Origin of the sequence: Halobacteriovorax vibrionivorans, from assembly GCF_003346865.1 — a bacterium.
GTDB classification, from domain to species: Bacteria; Bdellovibrionota; Bacteriovoracia; order Bacteriovoracales; family Bacteriovoracaceae; genus Halobacteriovorax_A; species Halobacteriovorax_A vibrionivorans.
Genome location: NZ_QDKL01000001.1, coordinates 983844 through 1003169, shown reverse-complemented (window position 1 = coordinate 1003169; position 19326 = coordinate 983844). Strand labels below are relative to the sequence as shown.

Sequence of the window (19326 nt, the reverse complement as noted above, 5' to 3'; positions counted from 1 at the left end):
ATAAACTCCGATATTAATAACAAAAACAATTGTTAGGAGTGTAAATGTATCGATATTATGCATTCTCTTCATCTCCATTTAGGTTCACTAGTGACAGAAATGCAGTAAATACTAATAAAACACAAAACTTTAATAGGATTGGCCAATTAATATGGGTATCAACATTGTAGTTATTGATTATGCTAATAAGATTATTATCATTATTTAAATGATAAATATTAACTGAGAAAACACCCAGTAAGATAATGGTAAATAGTATATAAGGCGTATAAGAAAACTTTTTAAACTTTACTTGAGTTGTGGGAAAACAATATTCTATTAATGTTATAAGAAGAATAAAAATAACAAGAAATAGACCTAAAAAGTAAATAAGTACAGTTGAAGACACTCCCATCAAACTTACCAACAAAGATGAAAGGGCAACGGAGTAGAGCATCATTGTGTAGCGACCTTTTGAAAAAGCCGCAAATATGAAAAGCAATATAATGATAATATTAGAAAACATTAAAAGCCTTTAAACTACAAAAGATTACAAAAATAAAAAATGAAGTTAACACTCTCTTTTTAGAAGAAGTTATCAAACTTTGATAATCCCTTAGAGGTTGAAACTTAATATATATATTACTCAAAATAATTGATATAACCTGTAATACGATTACCAAAACAGTTAAAGCTCCATAATGGATATAGCCTGGACTAAACTTTGAAATAATTAGTTTTGAAAAGTCGCTTCCCGTAAGTATCAAACTTATGACAAAAAGGATGAATCCACATTGATATAACAATCTTATATATGAGGATTTTATTTCTAAGTATTTCTTATCTGAATAAATTGAGCCTGACTTTATCATTTGCAGCTCAGTTGAATAAAAGAGGATACACAATGGCAGTAGGAAAATAGACCTTAAAATAATTGAATCAGACTGAACTAAGAACCAAGTTAACACAATGATACTAATCAAAATTAACTGCGACAAAGTGATCTGTGTAATCTCTATAACCTCTCTTCTTATCAATGATAATCTAAAACGATAAATCCCTAAGAAAATCGTTGAAATTATCATCATGAAATAGAACGGAAGAATATAAGAGAGCTGATTTGTTAATATAAAGAAAATTGATAATGTTTGAAAAAATAAAACAGATAAAAGTATTACAAAAAAAGAATTAAAACTTAGAGCATCTACTTCTTCTGCTTTATGAGATGCAATAAGATACTTCTTGAGACTGTATGTAGGTGCAAAGTCTTGTGAGTTTACAAGTGCACCAACAAATTGAATTAAGATCAGCCATAGTGGCAAAGTTATCATTAACTCCAAGAACCATCCCTATTTCTTAAAAGACTATAAAATTAATAATATTAAAATTGTAGCAAGGCCGGCCAATATTGAATACGCTTCTTTATAAAATTCTAAGTTTCCTGCACCTGTAATAATAACTGTAATCATTGCAAGAACTAGAAATACAATCGCGTATTTAAACACAGATTTTAAAGGGACAATATTTGAATTCGCAATATTAGTTTCGTTATGAACTTTACGAAATGGGCCGCCAGACTTCTTTGGCTTGAAAAACAAAGGGTAGCCTAAGACTACCCCAAGTAATAAAAATAAGATTGTAGTTGTCAGTAGTACTAATTCCATACTACTTAATTAGAAGCAGGGCTCCATTGGCAAGAGAAAGTAACTTTTGCCAGAAGATACCAATAATCAGTACTGGTGCAGTGTAAACACCAATAATAAGTTGATTAACAAATCCAAGACCTGCAACCTTCTCATCTGATTCAGCATCTTTCAGTACCATCACTCTTACAACTTTCATGTAGTAGTAAAGCGAGATAACTGAGTTAACAGCAGTGATAACAGCTAGTACATAGTACTTTTGCTGAACAACTGCAGCTAAGATATTAAATTTTGCAACGAATCCCGCTAGAGGTGGAAGACCTGCTAATGAGAACATTGTAATTGTCATAGCGATTGCAGCAAATGGATGCTTTTTAATAAGACCAGCAAAACGATCGATATGATCATTACCATAGTGATCTTGGATAAATGAAGCAATATAGAATGCTACAAGAGTCATGAAAAGGTATGTTACCGCGTAAAAAAGGATAGCTGTTGCACCCATTTCACCAAGAACAATGGCCCCTAACATCATTACACCAGCGTGTGAGATAGAAGAGAAAGCTAGCATTCTCTTAATTGATCTTTGTCCAATTGCAGAGACATTACCTACTGTCATCGTCAGCGCTGCAACCATCATCAATAGGAAGATCCAAGAATGTTTAAGCATCCCAACATCCCCTGCAAAGAAGATTTGAGTTAATCTAGTAAATGCTGCGATACCTGCAAACTTCGGAACTAATGAGAAGAAAGCAGTTACTGGAAGAGGTGAACCTTCATAAACATCTGGTGACCACATATGGAATGGTACACAAGCAATTTTATATCCGATACCAACAAAGAATAATAAGAACGAAGGAATCAGAATAAGTATTTGATCTTCAGTTAATGCAGACATCATTGGGATCATCTCAGAGAAATTAATTGTTCCAAGAGTTCCAAAGATGTGACTCATACCAAATAACATCATCCCTGAAGTTGCACCACCATATAGTACATACTTAAGACCTGCTTCAGTAGAGCGCTCATCATTTTTCTTAAGAGCTGCCATTGCATAAGAAAGGATTGAAAGTGTTTCAATACCAATAAAGAAAATTAGCATATTGTTTGCAGATGCTAGAAGCATACCACCAACTAAGATTCCCATTGCTAAGATACCAAACTCAGCTTTCGTACCTTCATAAAGATCTTTAGAAACTTTAGAAAGATAAATTGCCCCTGCCGTACTTAAGATCATAACGATCTTAGCAAAACCAGAGAAATGGTCCATGACAACAGACTTTGTAAAAATATGTGTTGCATCAGTACCAAGACCTTTAACTTGATAAATCAGAGCACATAAAAGTCCAATCATCGAACTCCAGTAAAACATTTTTTTCGAGCTACCCTTATCATCATTTCCGTAAGTAGCTTCGATGAGGATTAAGGCCCCCATCGTGAAGCATACTAAAAGCTCCGGAATATAATGTGAGATACTCGCTAAATAATTTAAAGCCATCACTTCACCTATTGACTATTAAAAAGTCGCTAATAATGAAACTAGTTTACCTACAGAAGCCTTCATCATGTTCAGTAGTGGAGACGGATAAATACCGAATACAATTACTGCCACACAAAGTGGAAGCATGTAGAAGATTTCTCTAGCATTCATATCTGTGTAAGATTTATTTTCTTCAATAACTTCACCAAAGAACATTCTCTTGAACATCCATAGTAAGTAAGCTGCACCTAATAGTAGACCAAGAACTGCAATTACAGTGATTGTTGTAAATCTATCGTAGATCCCTAGGAAAATTAAAGCTTCAGAGATGAAACCTGAAAGTCCTGGTAGACCCATTGATGCAAACATCGCGATGATGAAAACAATTGAGTATTTTGGAAGTTGTGTATAAAGACCACCAAAACCTTTTGTTCCATCTGGTCTAACGATCCATCTGTGGTGTGATCTTTCATAAAGAATACCAATAAGAAGGAACATCATTGCAGTTGAAGTACCGTGGTTGAACATCTGTAGAACAGCACCATTCATACCTTGAACAGTCATTGCTGCAAGACCTAGCATTACAAATCCCATGTGAGAAACTGAAGAGTATGCAACAAGTTTCTTAACATCGTTTTGTGCCATGGCACAGAATGCACCGTAAATAACATTAATAAGACCTAGCCACGCAATAGCATCTGCAAAGTAAACAGAAGCTGATGGGAAAATTGGGAACGCAATTCTTAAGAAACCATAAGTACCCATCTTAAGTAGTACACCGGCAAGGATAACTGAGATCGCTGTTGGTGCCTGTACGTGAGCGTGTGGTAGCCAAGTATGGAAAGGAAATACTGGAACTTTAATAGCAAAACCAATGAAAAGTGCTACGAAGAATACTTTTGCAAATGGCAGGGCCATTCCGAATAGTTCAACAGTTTCGTTTACAAACTTACCACCAGAAAGAGCTAGAATATTGAATGAGTCAACACCTTGACCTGTTACGAAGTATAGAGCAACCATACCAACAAGCATTAGGATTGAACCAAAGAATGTATATAAGAAGAATTTAACAGCTGCGTATTCTCTATTTTCTCCACCCCAAATTCCGATTAAGAAGAACATTGGAATAAGCATTACTTCCCAGTAAACATAGAATAGGAAGAAGTCTAATGCGAAGAAAACACCAAAGACAGTCGACTGAAGCATTAGTAGTAATGCAAAGTAACCTTTAATTTGCTTCTTAACAGTCCAAGAAGAAAGGATACAGATCGCAAATAAAAGCGCTGTCAGTAGAACCATTGGAAGTGAAATACCATCAACTCCAAGGTGATAGAAAATATTAAACTGCGGGATCCATGCTTTCTTAATGGTAAACATTTCCTGCATACCTGGAACAGTATTGTCGAATTTTAAATATAGACAACCTGATAAAACAAGTGTGATCACAGTATTTATCAATGACCATACTCTGATTGCCGTCTCTTTTGCCTTAGGTAATAAAAGTACCCCAAGAACACCGATCATAGGCATCCACAGAATCCAACTTAATAGATTAGAATGTGCGTTCACTGTAACTCCTTAATTCTCTTATAAAGCTAAAATATAACCAAATAGTACTAAAAATATAATTGCGATGTAGAACTGGATCTTTCCGTTCTGAATAGTTCTCAAGATAACGTTAAAAAGACGTACACTTGCACCTGTTCCATCAACCATAATTGTGTCGACAAATAAATTATCGAACCAAGCCGAAATTCTCATTGTAAAACGAGTTACTACGGCCCAACCATCAATTGCAAATCTGTCATAGAATCCCATGTCAAATTTAGCTAATATGTTATTAAATGGAAGAAGTCCTTTCTTGATTAATCCATCAATATAGAACTCATCCATAAAGTATTTACCCTGAAGTGTTCTGTAGTAACGGTTGAATGTATTAACCCAGAATCCTGGATTCCATTTACCCCACAGATACATCATCATAGCGATGAATACACCAGTAAAAGCAATTACAATCGACATACCAGCACCAATATAGTGAACCTGGTGAATGTGATGTGCTTCTTCTTCAGAAAGTCCGTAAGTAGAGTCATACTTAGACTTAGTAAATGTTCCTTTTTCACGAACATCAATTGAGCCTAGAGCTTCTCTCTTATAATTTTCAAACTGACCTTTCTTAGGCTTTTGAATTAAAGTTTGGAACCACTCATATTTACCGTTTGCCTTATCAGCAACCTTAACAAATCCTTGACCTGTTAAAGAACCTGAGAACCATACACCTAGTGTAAATACAGCAAGTAGTAATAGTGGAAGGTTTCTATTCCATGAAAACTTTTCTTCATGGCAGTGATCGTAAACTTCTTTGTCTCTTGGCTTACCGTGGAAAGCAAGGAACATCATACGACACATATAGAATGCAGTAAGAAGTGCACCCATGAAACCAAGTACTGCTGGAGCAATCATAACTGGTGAATGAAGTGCTTCAATTAATGCATCTCCTAGGATTCTATCTTTAGATACGAAACCTGAGAAGAAAGGAATACCTGCGATTGCAAGAGTACAACACCACATTGCAAACCAAGTGAATTTCATTTTATGTCTTAGACCACCCATTCTCGGCATTTCTTGTACGTGAGCATGTGTGTGGTGATCATGAAGTGAGTGAATAACAGAACCTGCACTTAAGAATAAACAAGCCTTGAAAACAGCGTGAGTAATTAGGTGCATGAAAGCAGCATTATAAGACCCAACACCAATACCTAGTACCATGTAACCAAGTTGTGAGATTGTTGAGAAAGCAAGAACCGCTTTAAAGTCTGTTTGAACAAGAGCGATAGTCGCTGCACCGAAAGCAGTGATACCACCAATATAAGCAACAAAAGTTAATAGTCCACCAGCATCAAGAAGTGGATAGATTCTTAAAGATAGATAAACACCAGCAGCAACCATTGTTGCAGCGTGAATTAGTGCTGAACATGGAGTAGGACCATTCATCGCATCCGGTAGCCAAACGTTTAAAGGGAATTGAGCTGACTTACCGATTGTCCCCATGAAGATACACATACCAGCAAAAGTTGCTAAAGGAATTCCAATAACGGCCTTGCCAACTAATCCACCAGCATCGATTGCATTATAAAGATCTACGAAACTTACTGAACCAACAACAGTCCAAAGAGCAACAATACCTAGAAGGAAGAAAACATCCCCTACTCTTGTTGTCATGAAAGCTTTTACGTTAGCTGCACCAGCAACTTCTTTTTCATAGTAGTGACCAATTAGTGAGTATGAACAGAATCCCATGATCTCCCAAAAGATAAATACTGAAAGTAAGTTATCTGAAAGTGATAGACCAAGCATTGCTGAAGTAAAGAGTGACATATAAGTGAAGAAACGTCCGTTTCTACCGTAGTTCATGTCATCTTTCATATACCAAGTTGAGAAAATGTGGATCAGTGTTGCAACGGCCGTAACCATCATAACTAGAACAGCAGTCATATTATCGATGTAGAATCCCATCTTAACTGCGAACTCTTGACCACCACCATTTAGGTCAAACCAAGTGAATACTTTGTGAATGTGGTAGTTAGCTGAATACGTTCCAAAAACGAAATCGCTAAAAATTCTCCACGCATAAATTGTCGAACCTGCGATTGCTGCACAACTGATTGCAACGGCCGTTCTCGTAAAGCGTGATGCAATAAATGCATTAATTACGAAAGCAAAGAACGGTAGTAAAACAATTGGAGCAATACTAGAAATCGTATAATCCATTTTCTTCCCTTATATCTCTTAATTAACTTTGTAGTTCAGTAGCGTCATCAATGTGAATCGTATCCTTAACTTGGAAGAAACGAATCACAATCGCTAAACCAACTGCCGCTTCTGCTGCAGCAATAACAATAATGAATAATGACATTATATGACCGTCAATATTCTGGTTTGCAAATCTTGTATAAGCCGCAAAGTTTAAACCTGCAGCGTTTAGAATTAATTCAATTCCTAGCATGATTGCAATAATATTCTTTCTTGCAACCATAACCGCAACACCGGCCAAGAATAAGAAAAAAGAAATTAACAAGTATGATGTTAGTGTAATCATTTTCTAATTCTCCTTGGTCTAGAAATTACAGCTGCACCAACAAGTGCACCAAGTAGAAGAATCGATGAAATTTCGAAAGCTAAAACATGGTCTGTAATTAATTTAGTTCCAATCTCATTTACTGTTGGCTTAATACCTTCAAGCTCAACATGCTTTTGAACTTTAAGAACTGGTGCAAGTATCTTCATTAGAACAAAACTCATAACAATCATCATAAAGCCTGCTGTTGCATAAGTTTTTGTTGTTCCCATGGCTGCAACTTTCTTAAGTCCAAACTTATTAAAAGCTTGTTCAATACCACCAGTTAACATGATGGCAAATAGCATAAGAATTACAACACCACCTGCATAAACAACTAACTGAGTTGCTGCTAAGAAGTCAGCGCCTAGAGTTGCATAAAGCCCAGCTACTCCAAAAAGAGAAAGTAGAAGGAAAATACATGCATGCATTAAATTTTTAGAAACGGCGACTAGGAATGCTCCTATAATAGTTGCCGCAGCTGAAATTAAAAACATTGTGTTAATAAACATCTCAAATATCCTTAAATATTAGTGTCCGCCCGCACCAGCTGATGCAGATGCGATTACTTTTCCAAGGATTGCCCACATTGACTTACCATTAAATAGATAAAGCCATACAGCACAACCAATTAAGTTAAATAGTGCAATTGGAGTTAAATATTTCCAACAAAGTACCATTAGAGAGTCAACTCTCATTCTTGGTAGTGTCCATCTAATCCAGATTACAACGTAATAAAGTAGTAAAGTCTTAGTTACAAAAGAACCAAGTTGTAAGAAGTTTCCAACTTGCTTTCCAATCATAGGATGTGCGGCTGGAACTAGTTTGTTTACGAATTCACCTGTCCCAAGTCCAAATGGTACTTGATAACCACCAAGGAAAAGAGCAGCAACAACACCGCAAACAACAAATACTTCAATATATTCTGCAAGTGCGAAGAATGCGAACTTCATACCTGTGAATTCTGTATGGTAACCAGATACAAGTTCTGACTCAGCTTCCGGAAGGTCAAATGGTGCTCTGTTTGTCTCAGCTAAAACACCAATGAAAAGAATAAAGAAACCGATAAAAGTAAATGGATTGTGTAGAACAAACCACTGATGAGGTAGACCACCTTGAGCTTCCGTTATTCCCTTAAATGAAAGAGAACCTGTCATTACAACAATTGCAAGAAGCGAAAGTGTTACTGGAACTTCATAAGAAATAATTTGTGAAGCACCTCTCATACCACCAAGCATTGACCACTTTGAGTTTGAAGCGTAACCACCAAGGAAGATAGCAACACCAACAAGTGAACTAACACCTACTAAGTAGAAAACACCAACGTTTAAATGTGTAAGAGTAAAGCCACTTGAAAATGGTACAACTGCTAGTGACATGAATACACCAACAAGTGCCATCATCGGTGCCAGATTAAACATAAATTTATCTGCATCACGTGGTACAACATCTTCTTTTAAAAGCATCTTCACACCATCAGCTAAAAACTGAAGGATACCAAAAGGACCAACTCTGTTTGGACCTTGTCTCATTTGTAGATCGGCAGAGATCTTTCTTTCAGCATAAGTCCCAAGACCACCTACTGCAGAAAGTGCACCAACAATCACAAGTGAAAAAACTAAGAAGATTAAAAAAGTTACGACTCCAGTTGCATCAAAACCTAGTAGCTTTGATAAACCATCAACGGCCATAGAAAAGCCAGGAGCTTGTGATAAATACGATACTATCGTTTCATTCATTATTTATCCTTCCCATCTATATTTGCTTCATAAGACTTAACCCAATCAAGGTCACCCTTTTTCCAGCAATAAACTAAACCTAAACTTAGAATAATGATGAACATTAGTAGTGATCCAAGAACTGCACCACCTTGTCCAATGTCGACGAAGTTTTTATAAACTGTTGCCACCGGAAACATCAAAGCGCCCTCTACGTCAAAGATAAGAAAGACTAAGGCAATAACGTAGAAACGAACATTAAAGTTTGACCACGCTGCGCCTGTTGGCTCCTCACCACATTCATAAGGTGTTTGCTTAAGTTCCGTTGGATTATTTGGTCTTACTAAACGACCAACAAGCAATGTACCAACAAAAGCCACTACTGCCACGACTGCTAAAATTAACACCGGCATATAGACGTCAAAGTTCTGCGACATCGATAATTCTCCATGTATAAGTAAAGTAAGTTTCCAAATATTACACGATTACTAGCACTTTGGAAATAAATTGGCCCTTCTTTTTTTGAGTAATATCTTCTATTTAGTAACGCATGGGCCAATGCATAAATTCTTTTTCATGACATGAAATTATGTTAAAAAACGACATGGATTTATTTACACCACTGCGCACAAAGCTATTATCTTGGTTAGACACTAAGCAACATGACCTCACTATTGATGGTATAAACAGGGAGTACTGGGCGTTCTTCAAGTTTTTACTTAATCAAAATAAGAGCTATGATCATCCACCAAATTTATTGATTTTCGAAAATCAAGATGAAGCTGAACAGTATTATGAATTAGTAAAATCTAGTTTTTTAAAAATAAATCTTGTTTTTTATCCTGGGCTTGACGCATCACCATATTCTGGAATGTATTCATCAGAAAGTGCACAACTTGCCCGACACTCAGCATTAAAAAAAATAATATCAAGAAAAAATAGTGACCTAACAGTCATTACATCAATAGAAGCATTATCTTTGAAAGTACCTCCAAAAGAATTTTTTAATGAAACAACTTTTAAAATTGAAGAATCAGATATTATCTCTCCTGATGAATTGGCAGGAAAATTAGTATCACTTGGCTACACTTCTTCATTCACTGTTGAAGAGCAAGGTACATTTTCTAAAAAAGGTGAAATCTTTGATATCTATCCAGTAGGAATGCACCCTATACGTATTCACTACTTTGATGAAATGATTGAGGAAATTTTTGAAATCGATAAAGAGACTTTAAAAACAATTAAAGACAAAAAAGTTCAAAGCTTAACAATTACTCCAGGCCCTTCGATTTTTTGTGAATCTCATTATTCAAATAATCTTCGCGATAATCTACCAAGACCAAGGGCCAATCAAAGAGAACTTCTTGAAGCTAGAAATGAATTATTTTCAAAACTTTCAAACGGAATGCTCTTTGAAAATCACCCCGTCTACACACCATTATTTTTTAAACCAAATGAAACAGAATCATTACTCGATTATATTGATGAGAACTGGTTAACTATCGTTTTTGATCGAGATAATACAGAAGACAATCTCACAAATTATTATGATGAATTATCAACAGATTTTGAAGAAACTGAAGAACTACTTCCTTCACCAAAATATTTCTATGACTTATCAACTATCGATCGTTTACGTAAAGAGAATGTTCTTAATTTAAATCATCTAAATATTAATGCTCAAATTGATCATGATACTAATGTAGTGGATCTAGGTCTTGCACCTTTTAAGTCTTATATCTCTAAGTTTGATATTAATTATCACTCAAAAAAAGAGTTCTTATCTGGATTATTTGATCATTTAAAAAACGACTTTAAATATTCAGGTAAAATTATTTTTACTATTCAAAATGATAATTCAAAAAATGAGATCAAACATTTAATTGAAATGTTTGAATTGTCTGGTGAAATACAAAGTAGAATTGATTTTATTAATTTCAAACTGACAGAGGGATTCTATTACCCTAGCGATAAATTACTAGTTATCTCAGACAGTGATCTCTTTGCTATTCGTCGAGATAAAGCAAAAGTTTCTAAGATTAAAGATATTGATCTCTTTGCTGAACAATTAGCATCACTAAAAGAAGGCGACTATGTCATCCACTCTAAACATGGTATTGGAAAATACTTAGGCCTTGAGGCCATGGATATTGGCGGTTCAAAATCCGACTACCTTGTCATTCTTTATAAAGGTAACGATAAAGTTTTTGTTCCTATCTATAAAATGAACCTTATCCAAAAGCACGCTGGTGGTGAGGTCAAGGTCAATGTCGATAGTTTAAGGACAAATAAATTCTCTGCGCTTAAAGCACGTGCTAAAGACTCTGTAAAAAAACTAGCTTTTGATCTTTTAAAGTTACAAGCTGAAAGGGCGTCAACACAAGCCTTTTCATTTTCACCACCTGACCATGATTATAAAGAGTTTGAGTTATCATTTCCATTTAATGAAACTCCTGATCAGAAAAATGCTATTGATTCAGTAATTGATAAAATGCAGGCAAAGTCCGCAATGGACTTTCTTGTTTGTGGAGATGTTGGATTTGGAAAGACGGAAGTTGCTATGCGTGCAGCTTTTAAAGCAGTACTTGATGGAAAACAAGTTGCAATACTAGTTCCAACAACAGTTCTAGCTCTTCAGCATTATAATTCATTTGTTAAAAGATTTGAGAAGTTCCCTGTTCGTATCGATTACTTATCACGTTTTAAAACTGGTAAAGATGAAAAAGAAACAAAAGAAAAACTTGAAAAGGGTGAAATTGATATTATCGTTGGAACACATAAGCTCCTGGGTAAAACGATCAAATTTAAAGACCTAGGTCTTGTTGTTGTTGATGAAGAGCAACGCTTTGGGGTTGGCCATAAGAATAAATTAAAACTTTTAAAATCATCAGTTGATTTCTTAACTCTAACTGCAACACCAATTCCTAGAACACTACAACTTTCATTCTTAGGTTTAAAAGATCTTGCTTTAATTAAGACCGCCCCACCAAGAAGGCAGTCGATTAAAACTTATCTTATAAAAGAAGACGATCACACTATACAGTCGGCAATTAATCGAGAACTTAAACGAGGTGGACAAGTTTTTATTGTTCACAATCGAGTTCAAGATATTGAAAACTATACTGCATATATTAGAGAGCTAGTACCGGATGCCAAAATCGTTTACGCTCATGGACAGCTACCGGAAAAAGAGCTTGAATCACGCATCTCTGCTTTTTATAACGGTGCTTACCAGATCCTAATTTCCACAACAATCATCGAATCTGGAATTGATATTCCAAATGCAAATACTATGATTGTGGATCGTGCCGATCGATATGGCCTTGCTCAATTACACCAATTACGTGGACGCATTGGACGCTCTGATAAAAAAGCTTATTGTTACTTTGTTGTTCCAAATAATCGCAATATTACAGAGGTTGCGGCCAAACGATTAAAAGCTCTGCAAACTTATGCAGACATGGGAAGTGGTTTTCAAATTGCAAATTGTGATCTTGAGATTCGCGGGGCCGGAGATATACTTGGTGCTCATCAATCAGGGCATATCGAAGCAATTGGTCTCGAACTATATATGGAACTTTTAACTGAGGCCATTCAAGAATTGCGAGGAGAAAAGAAAATCATCAAAAAGGATATTGAAATCAATACTCCTTTTGCGGCATTCATTCCAGCTCACTTTATCAGTGAGTCGAGTGAGAGACTTAAATATTACAAGCAACTATCAAACTCCACATCAATTGATGAAATCACAGCTCTAAAAGAAACAATCTTTGATATCTACGGGCCAGGTCCTGAAGAATTTAATCAATTGATAGCAATTCTTGAAGCACGTTCATATCTGATGCCATGTGGAATAAAATCTGCTCAACTTATGGATAATTCAATCATTTTTCAATTTGATCGCGACATGGTTGAGGCCAATGAAGAGCTTAGAAATAATATTTTAAACAACTTTCTTGGTATGCCACGTAAATATCGTTTTACACCAGACTTTAAGTTGATTTTTACCAATAAAACGACGATATCTCCGAGCTCTTTAGTCGAGTTCTGTCAGGAAATTGCGGAAAAAATAGTTCCATCTTAGTGAAATTTATAAGTTTTTAATAAATTTGGTACAATTAAGATAAAGAAGGAACTAAATTTCAATAATTTGAAAAGGATATCAATATGTTCGGTAAAATCATTCTTGGTTTACTAATCACTTTAGGAGCTCAAGCTGCCCCTAAAAAGATCGTTGCAGAAGTTAATGGCGAAAAGATAACAAAAGAAGAGCTTGATCAAGCGTATCTTCTTAATAAATATGTTGTCTCTGAAGACCCAGTAACAATGAAGCGTGTACTAACTGATCTTATCAATAAGAAACTAGGTTTAGAAAAAGCAAAAAAAGCAAAGCTTCAAAATGATCCAGACGTTAAAAGAAAAATGAATGAAGTTTTATTTAACGCACAAGTTTCTAAAGATCTTGAAGATGAATTTAAGAAAATTAAAGTGACAGATAAGGATGTTAAAAAATTCTATGAAGAATATCCTGAATATCGTACTGCTCATATTCTTCTAAGAGTTCGCGTTGCCCCATCTCAAAATGAGATTGAAGCAGCACAAAAGAAAATTTTTGAAATTCATTCAGAGGTTACAAAAGAGCCAACTAAATTTGCTGAATTAGCTAATAAGTATTCTCAAGCGCCAAATGCTCATACAGGTGGTGACCTTGGGTACCAACCAGCATTCTTTATGGCACCTGAATACTTTGCAGCAATTAAAGGCCAAAAAGATGGATACATTACACGCCCTGTTAGAACTCAACTTGGTTACCATGTTGTAAAGGTTCTAGGAGTTAAGAAATTTGATGAGATCAATATGGGTGTTTATAAAAAGTTTGTTTACGATAGAAAGAGAGATAAAATCATTGCTAATTATTTCGAGAACTTACGTAAAAAAGCAAAAATTAAAATTTTAGACGAAAAACTAAAGTAAATAGCGCAAATAATTTGCACAAGCCTCATGGGCACGATAAATTATTGTTCTAGTAAATAATGATACTAAGAACGATAAATAGAGGTGTTCATGAGGCTTTTTTTATTACTGGCCCTTACTTTTTCAACATTAAATATCAATGCAAAACTTCTTGATAAAATAGCGGCCGTTGTTGATGATCATATCATTACAAAATCAATGATCGATCGAGTTAAAAAATCACTCCCTATTCGTCAAAACATTTCTCCTTTTATCTACAAACAAGAAAATTTCACAGATAAAGAAATTGCTGAGTTATTTATAAGAAAATTCATCATCCGCTCTACACTTGCTGAGCAAGGATATGTAATTTCAGACGCTACAGTTGAGAAAGAAATTAAAAGAAAAGAACAACGCCTTGGCCTTAGTCGTGCAGATCTAATTGCATTCTTAAAAAAGAATAATACAAATTTTGACGAATTCTTTGAACTTAACAAAGAAGCGATTGAATTTAATCATTTTAATTCAGTTGTTATTATTCCTCTCATCTCTGTAAGTGAACAAGAGATAAAGAATGAATTCTTTAAGCAAAATGTAAATAATAAGACTGTTTCATATCGTTATACACTTGTGGACTTCTCAATTGACCCTTCAATTGTACCAAAGAGTAAGTATGCGCATTTTAGAAAGTCGATGCAATCATTCCAAAAAGGTGGACCACTTCCAAATGAGTATGGTTCGATCGAAACATCAACTCTTGGAGACATTACAGCTGATGGCCTAACAGAGAAGCTGCAACGTCTTTTAAATAAAACACAAGAAGGTGAATTCACTCAGCCAATTGAAATGATGGGTGCTACACATATCTTCTACGTAAAAACACGTGATGTTGTTGAATCATCACTTTATCAACAATCAAAGCCACAAATCCGTGCCAAAATCTATGAGAGAAAAGCAAAGGAAGTTACAAAAATGTGGTTTGAAAGAGAAAAATCGAATCACTACGTTAAAACATACTAATGATCTATGTAACAGCTGGACATGAGAAGGGAATTGGCCTTGAGGTTTTCTTAAAAGCCTACTCTCTTCTATCATCGGCACAACAAGAACAATTTCATCTCTTTGTTGGTGAAGAATTTACAAAAGAGCTCCCTTCATCTCTTAGCTATACAGCTGTAAAGGCTCCCTATTCTCACAATGCTTTAGAACTTGCATGTAATAAATGTGGGCCAAACGATATATTAGTGACAATGCCAACCACAAAGGATGAATTATTCTTTAATGGTAAAAATGTATCAGGCCATACAGAGTACTTTAGAAAGAGATATAATAACGAGAATATCGTTATGTTCTTTAAATCATATGAGGCAAACGTCTTACTTATTACAGATCATATACCTCTTAAAGAAGTTCCTACCAAAATAAATTCTGATCTTATTCACAAAAAAATCAATATCTGCGTTGATAACTACACAAAATACTTCGGCAATTTAAATGAAATTATCATAAGTGGTATCAACCCACATGCCGGTGAAGGTGGTATACTCGGTGATGAGGAAAAAGAAGTCACAAATGCCATCAAAGGCTTAACAGTTAAACAGAAAGTCAGTGGTCCACTACCTGCTGATGGACTTTTTATTAATGACTGCTTTGCTCATGATAAATTATTTGTGTATATGTATCACGACCAAGGACTTGCACCATTTAAAACAATGTTCAAATCAAAAGGTGCAAATATCACACTAGGCTTACCATTTCTAAGACTTAGTGTTGACCATGGCACGGCCTTCGATCTTTATGGAAAAGATTGTGCTAACTATATGGGCTGTTACTACGTATTAAAACTTGCCCTAAAGGTATAGAAAATGAAAGATGAAATTAAAATTGTAAAAGCACGTGTTCATAATTTGAAAGACGTAACGATTGATATTCCAAAGAACAAATTAACAGTTATCACTGGGCCATCTGGATCTGGTAAAAGCTCACTTGCTTTTGACACTGTCTATGCTGAAGGACAACGTCGATATATCGAATCTCTCTCATCTTATGCAAGGCAATTCTTAGGTCAGCAACAAGCTCCAGATGTAGAGTCAATAACAGGGCTATCTCCAGCAATTGCAATTGATCAAAAAACAACTAATAAGAATCCGCGCTCAACTGTTGGAACAATAACTGAAGTCTATGACTATATGAGAGTTCTCTATGCAAGAGTTGGAGATCTCTACGACCCAAATAATGGAGAAAAAGTTATAAGCTATACTCCAGGTCAAATCACTCGAGATTTAATGGAGTTACCTGAAAAAACCAAACTTCATATTACGGTAGAAATAACTGATGAAACAAAGAAAGAATTAGAGCAACAAATGGCCAAATATCTTTCGATGGGATTTTCACGATTTATAGTAAATGATGAAATCATGCTACTTGATAGTAGCGAAATAAAGTCACTCAAGGCCACCGATGAAATTCTTGTTGTAATTGATCGAATCCTTGTTAAACCCGACATCGAAAAGCGTCTAACAGACTCTGTTGAACTTGGCCTAAAATTAGGGATGGGGATCATCCACGTTATGATTGATGATGAATTTCACACATACTCAGAAATCAATATGTCTCATGTTACAGGTGAAGTCTTTCCTGATTTAGAACCAAGACTCTTTTCATTTAATTCCCCAGTAGGAGCATGTCCAAAGTGTAATGGACTAGGAGAATCAAAAGAGTTTGTCTTAAGCGAGTTAATCTTTGATGACTCCCTACCTGTTCTAAAAGGGGCCATTCCCCTACTGACAAAGAAGAATAACTTTCTCTATAAAATGGTCGAGTGCATGCTAAAAGAAGAAGGCTTCGATATTAAACAGCCTCTTTCAAAAATGCCAAAGAAGATATTTAAGATATTATCAGAGGGAACAGATAAGGTTTATACTTACAAGTTTAAGTCTGAGAATTCAAACTTTGAATTTTCAAAGCCATTTCCTGGACTAATAAATTGGCTCAATAAGAAATACAAAGAATCCACATCTGAAAGAGTACGCGTTGAGCTCGAAAAGAGTATGAAAGTTCAAAAATGTTCAGAGTGTGAAGGAAAGCGTCTTAATACAATAGCCCTTAGTACGAAAATTGCTGAAAAAAACATTATAGAATTATGTGATATTCCCCTCAGTGAAACATACGACTTCTTTAAAAAACTTAAGCTTGAAGGTATCAAAGAAAAGATTGGGGCAAAGTTATTAACTGAAATCACTTCTCGACTAAAGTTCTTAAATGACGTTGGACTTGATTATCTAACCCTTAACCGTTCAGCTAGAACCCTAAGCGGTGGGGAATCACAACGTATTCGTCTTGCCACACAAATTGGTTCGGCACTATCAGGTGTTCTCTATGTTCTCGACGAGCCAAGTATCGGACTCCATCAAAGAGATAACGTTCGTTTAATACAGACCTTAAAAGAATTAAGAGATCTCGGAAATACAGTACTTGTTGTAGAACACGATGAAGACACAATGAAGGCAAGTGATTATATAATTGATATGGGTCCAGGTGCCGGTTTACATGGTGGAGAAGTTGTTGCCCATGCCACATCAAAAGCATTTCTAAAAAAGAAATCACTTACTGCTGATTATTTAAATCACAAGCAAACGATACCGATCCCACAAGAAAGAAGAAAATTAACAAAACATATCAAATTGAAAGGTGCTCAACATAATAATCTTAAAAAGATTGATGTGAACTTCCCACTAGGAGGGCTAGTTTGTGTTAGCGGTGTTTCAGGCTCAGGTAAATCAACTCTAATTCACGAAGTTTTAATACCAGCAGTAAAAAGCCACCTATCAAGAGCAAATCGTTCAATCTATGAAAAGGCAAATTACAAATCAATCACAGGCCTTGATGAAATTAAAACTGTTATTGAATTAGATCAGTCGCCAATCGGAAGAACTCCACATTCTAACCCAGCAACTTACTCTGGACTATTTGATGATGTAAGAAAGTTATTTGCGGCAACTAATGAGTCACAAATTAGAGGATATAAACCAGGGCGCTTTAGCTTTAATGTTAAAGGTGGACGCTGTGAAGAATGTGAAGGTAATGGTGTGCAAAAAATTGAAATGCACTTCCTACCAGATGTCTATGTAACTTGTAATGAATGTAATGGACGACGTTATAATAACGAAACACTTTCAGTTTTATATAAAGGTAAATCAGTAGCTGACATCTTAGAAATGACAATTGAAGAAGGATATGAGTTTTTTAAAAACCATAGACGACTGGGACGAATCCTAAAAACAATGAATGATGTAGGCCTAGGTTATATGACTCTTGGACAGCCCGCAACTACCCTTTCCGGTGGTGAGGCCCAAAGACTAAAGCTTGCAAGAGAATTAGCAAAGTCAACAAAAGGTCATACATTATATGTATTAGATGAACCAACCACAGGACTACATTTCGAAGATATTAATGTTCTTTTAAAGGCCATTAACAATCTTGTTGATAGCAATAACTCCGTTATTATTATTGAACACAATCTTGACGTACTTAAGGTTGCAGATGAACTTATAGACCTTGGCCCAGAAGGTGGCCACAGAGGTGGATCAATTGTCGCCACAGGTACTCCAGAGGAAGTTGCAAAGTGTAAAGAGTCACATACCGGAAGCTTTCTTAAGGGGATCTTAAAATGATTGATGAATTCTATAATCTTAAAGATAAGAATTTAATTAAAGATAACTACTGTATTGCAGAAACTGAAAAAGTTGTTTGCAAAGCACTTAGATCAAAACACAAAGTTGAAAAAATTATTGCAACTAAAGAATTTTATGATCGTAATAAAGAGCTTATTGATGATAAGTGCGATCAAGTCTTTATAAGAACAAAAGAAGAACTTCAAAATATAACGGGTATTAAATTACATCACGGAATTCTTGCAAAAGTTAGAACAACTGGACTTCAAAATATAAAAGAGCTTGGTGATCGTATCATTATATTTAACGGTGTTACATCACCAGAAAATGTCGGCACAATGACTCGTGCAGCGATGGCCTTTGGCTTTGATAGTATTATTTATGATGCTAAAAGCGCATCGCCTTATTTAAGACGTTGCATAAGAGTATCAATGGGTAATGCTTTTGAAGCGCGTGTTGCGAAATCACTTAATCTTGTTAACGATATCTCACTGCTTCAAGAACTAGGGTATACAGTTATTGCCACGGCGAATGAAGAAGGTGCAATTTCAATTCAAGATTTTAAATATCCGCAAAAAACATGTCTAATTATTGGTAATGAGGGAAATGGAATGGATCGTGAAGTTATTGATGCTTGCGATAAAAAACTTTTTATTCCTATCACAAACTATGTTGCACATTTAAATGCAGCAAGTGCTGCTTCAATTTTTCTTTATCATTCTATCTTTTAATTCAGGATTTTTAACCTGACAAGAATCATGTT

At 35.4% G+C, this 19326-nt stretch carries 16 protein-coding genes; 6 read left to right on the top strand and 10 right to left on the bottom strand.

The window, feature by feature from the left end; genetic code table 11:
• Positions 1-55 precede the first annotated feature (55 nt).
• From DAY19_RS04895 to DAY19_RS04850, 10 genes are read right to left on the bottom strand one after another with little or no spacing between them, the layout of a single operon-like run.
• Complete coding sequence (locus tag DAY19_RS04895) at positions 56-505, bottom strand: hypothetical protein (protein ID WP_114706052.1); 450 nt, start codon at positions 503-505, stop codon at positions 56-58.
• Complete coding sequence (locus tag DAY19_RS04890) at positions 495-1310, bottom strand: hypothetical protein (RefSeq protein WP_114706051.1); 816 nt, start codon at positions 1308-1310, stop codon at positions 495-497. Before DAY19_RS04890 ends, DAY19_RS04895 begins: the two co-directional genes overlap by 11 nt.
• Before the next feature lie 33 nt (positions 1311-1343).
• Complete coding sequence (locus tag DAY19_RS04885; RefSeq protein ID WP_114706050.1) at positions 1344-1643, bottom strand: hypothetical protein; 300 nt, start codon at positions 1641-1643, stop codon at positions 1344-1346.
• Position 1644: 1 nt separating this feature from the next.
• On the bottom strand, positions 1645-3120 hold the full coding sequence (locus tag DAY19_RS04880; RefSeq protein ID WP_114706049.1) for an NADH-quinone oxidoreductase subunit N: 1476 nt from the start codon (positions 3118-3120) through the stop codon (positions 1645-1647).
• Positions 3121-3138: 18 nt separating this feature from the next.
• The gene (locus tag DAY19_RS04875; RefSeq protein ID WP_233500237.1) at positions 3139-4671 is read right to left on the bottom strand and encodes a complex I subunit 4 family protein; all 1533 of its coding nucleotides are present in this window, start codon (positions 4669-4671) and stop codon (positions 3139-3141) included.
• A gap of 18 nt (positions 4672-4689) precedes the next feature.
• Positions 4690-6873 carry an NADH-quinone oxidoreductase subunit 5 family protein gene (locus DAY19_RS04870; protein WP_114706047.1) on the bottom strand — a complete coding sequence of 728 codons (2184 nt, stop codon included), beginning with the start codon at positions 6871-6873 and terminating at the stop codon, positions 4690-4692.
• 22 nt (positions 6874-6895) lie between these two features.
• Complete coding sequence (gene nuoK / locus DAY19_RS04865) at positions 6896-7201, bottom strand: NADH-quinone oxidoreductase subunit NuoK (protein WP_114706046.1); 306 nt, start codon at positions 7199-7201, stop codon at positions 6896-6898.
• Complete coding sequence (locus tag DAY19_RS04860) at positions 7198-7731, bottom strand: NADH-quinone oxidoreductase subunit J family protein (protein ID WP_114706045.1); 534 nt, start codon at positions 7729-7731, stop codon at positions 7198-7200. The genes nuoK and DAY19_RS04860 overlap by 4 nt, the downstream gene beginning before the upstream one ends.
• Positions 7732-7749: 18 nt before the next feature.
• The gene (gene nuoH / locus DAY19_RS04855; protein WP_114706044.1) at positions 7750-8958 is read right to left on the bottom strand and encodes an NADH-quinone oxidoreductase subunit NuoH; all 1209 of its coding nucleotides are present in this window, start codon (positions 8956-8958) and stop codon (positions 7750-7752) included.
• Complete coding sequence (locus DAY19_RS04850) at positions 8958-9374, bottom strand: NADH-quinone oxidoreductase subunit A (protein WP_114706043.1); 417 nt, start codon at positions 9372-9374, stop codon at positions 8958-8960. Before DAY19_RS04850 ends, nuoH begins: the two co-directional genes overlap by 1 nt.
• A gap of 152 nt (positions 9375-9526) precedes the next feature.
• Here DAY19_RS04850 and mfd point away from each other — a divergent pair, with 152 nt between their 5' ends.
• The 6 genes from mfd (at position 9527) to DAY19_RS04820 (ending at position 19294) form a co-directional block, all read left to right on the top strand.
• Positions 9527-13021 (top strand): transcription-repair coupling factor, encoded by a 3495-nt coding sequence (mfd, locus tag DAY19_RS04845; RefSeq protein WP_114706042.1) that lies wholly within the window; start codon positions 9527-9529, stop codon positions 13019-13021.
• A gap of 83 nt (positions 13022-13104) precedes the next feature.
• A complete protein-coding gene (locus tag DAY19_RS04840) occupies positions 13105-13911 on the top strand; it encodes a peptidylprolyl isomerase (RefSeq protein ID WP_114706041.1) in 807 nt (268 codons plus the stop codon).
• Positions 13912-14001: 90 nt separating this feature from the next.
• Positions 14002-14910: a peptidylprolyl isomerase gene (locus tag DAY19_RS04835; protein WP_114706040.1), complete on the top strand. Its 909-nt coding sequence runs from the start codon at positions 14002-14004 to the stop codon at positions 14908-14910.
• Positions 14910-15752, top strand: coding sequence for a PdxA family dehydrogenase (locus tag DAY19_RS04830; protein ID WP_114706039.1), 843 nt, complete (start codon positions 14910-14912; stop codon positions 15750-15752). The genes DAY19_RS04835 and DAY19_RS04830 overlap by 1 nt, the downstream gene beginning before the upstream one ends.
• A gap of 3 nt (positions 15753-15755) precedes the next feature.
• Positions 15756-18563 (top strand): excinuclease ABC subunit UvrA, encoded by a 2808-nt coding sequence (uvrA, locus tag DAY19_RS04825; protein WP_114706038.1) that lies wholly within the window; start codon positions 15756-15758, stop codon positions 18561-18563.
• Positions 18560-19294 (top strand): TrmH family RNA methyltransferase, encoded by a 735-nt coding sequence (locus DAY19_RS04820; protein ID WP_114706037.1) that lies wholly within the window; start codon positions 18560-18562, stop codon positions 19292-19294. The genes uvrA and DAY19_RS04820 overlap by 4 nt, the downstream gene beginning before the upstream one ends.
• Positions 19295-19326 lie beyond the last annotated feature (32 nt).

Coding starts and splice junctions, on each gene's coding strand:
- DAY19_RS04895 (WP_114706052.1), bottom strand. CDS start 505: ATGTTTTCTAATATTATCATTATATTGCTTTTCATATTTGCGGCTTTT.
- DAY19_RS04890 (WP_114706051.1), bottom strand. CDS start 1,310: ATGATAACTTTGCCACTATGGCTGATCTTAATTCAATTTGTTGGTGCA.
- DAY19_RS04885 (WP_114706050.1), bottom strand. CDS start 1,643: ATGGAATTAGTACTACTGACAACTACAATCTTATTTTTATTACTTGGG.
- DAY19_RS04880 (WP_114706049.1), bottom strand. CDS start 3,120: ATGGCTTTAAATTATTTAGCGAGTATCTCACATTATATTCCGGAGCTT.
- DAY19_RS04870 (WP_114706047.1), bottom strand. CDS start 6,873: ATGGATTATACGATTTCTAGTATTGCTCCAATTGTTTTACTACCGTTC.
- nuoK (WP_114706046.1), bottom strand. CDS start 7,201: ATGATTACACTAACATCATACTTGTTAATTTCTTTTTTCTTATTCTTG.
- DAY19_RS04860 (WP_114706045.1), bottom strand. CDS start 7,731: ATGTTTATTAACACAATGTTTTTAATTTCAGCTGCGGCAACTATTATA.
- nuoH (WP_114706044.1), bottom strand. CDS start 8,958: ATGAATGAAACGATAGTATCGTATTTATCACAAGCTCCTGGCTTTTCT.
- DAY19_RS04850 (WP_114706043.1), bottom strand. CDS start 9,374: ATGTCGCAGAACTTTGACGTCTATATGCCGGTGTTAATTTTAGCAGTC.
- mfd (WP_114706042.1), top strand. CDS start 9,527: ATGTTAAAAAACGACATGGATTTATTTACACCACTGCGCACAAAGCTA.
- DAY19_RS04840 (WP_114706041.1), top strand. CDS start 13,105: ATGTTCGGTAAAATCATTCTTGGTTTACTAATCACTTTAGGAGCTCAA.
- DAY19_RS04835 (WP_114706040.1), top strand. CDS start 14,002: ATGAGGCTTTTTTTATTACTGGCCCTTACTTTTTCAACATTAAATATC.
- DAY19_RS04830 (WP_114706039.1), top strand. CDS start 14,910: ATGATCTATGTAACAGCTGGACATGAGAAGGGAATTGGCCTTGAGGTT.
- uvrA (WP_114706038.1), top strand. CDS start 15,756: ATGAAAGATGAAATTAAAATTGTAAAAGCACGTGTTCATAATTTGAAA.
- DAY19_RS04820 (WP_114706037.1), top strand. CDS start 18,560: ATGATTGATGAATTCTATAATCTTAAAGATAAGAATTTAATTAAAGAT.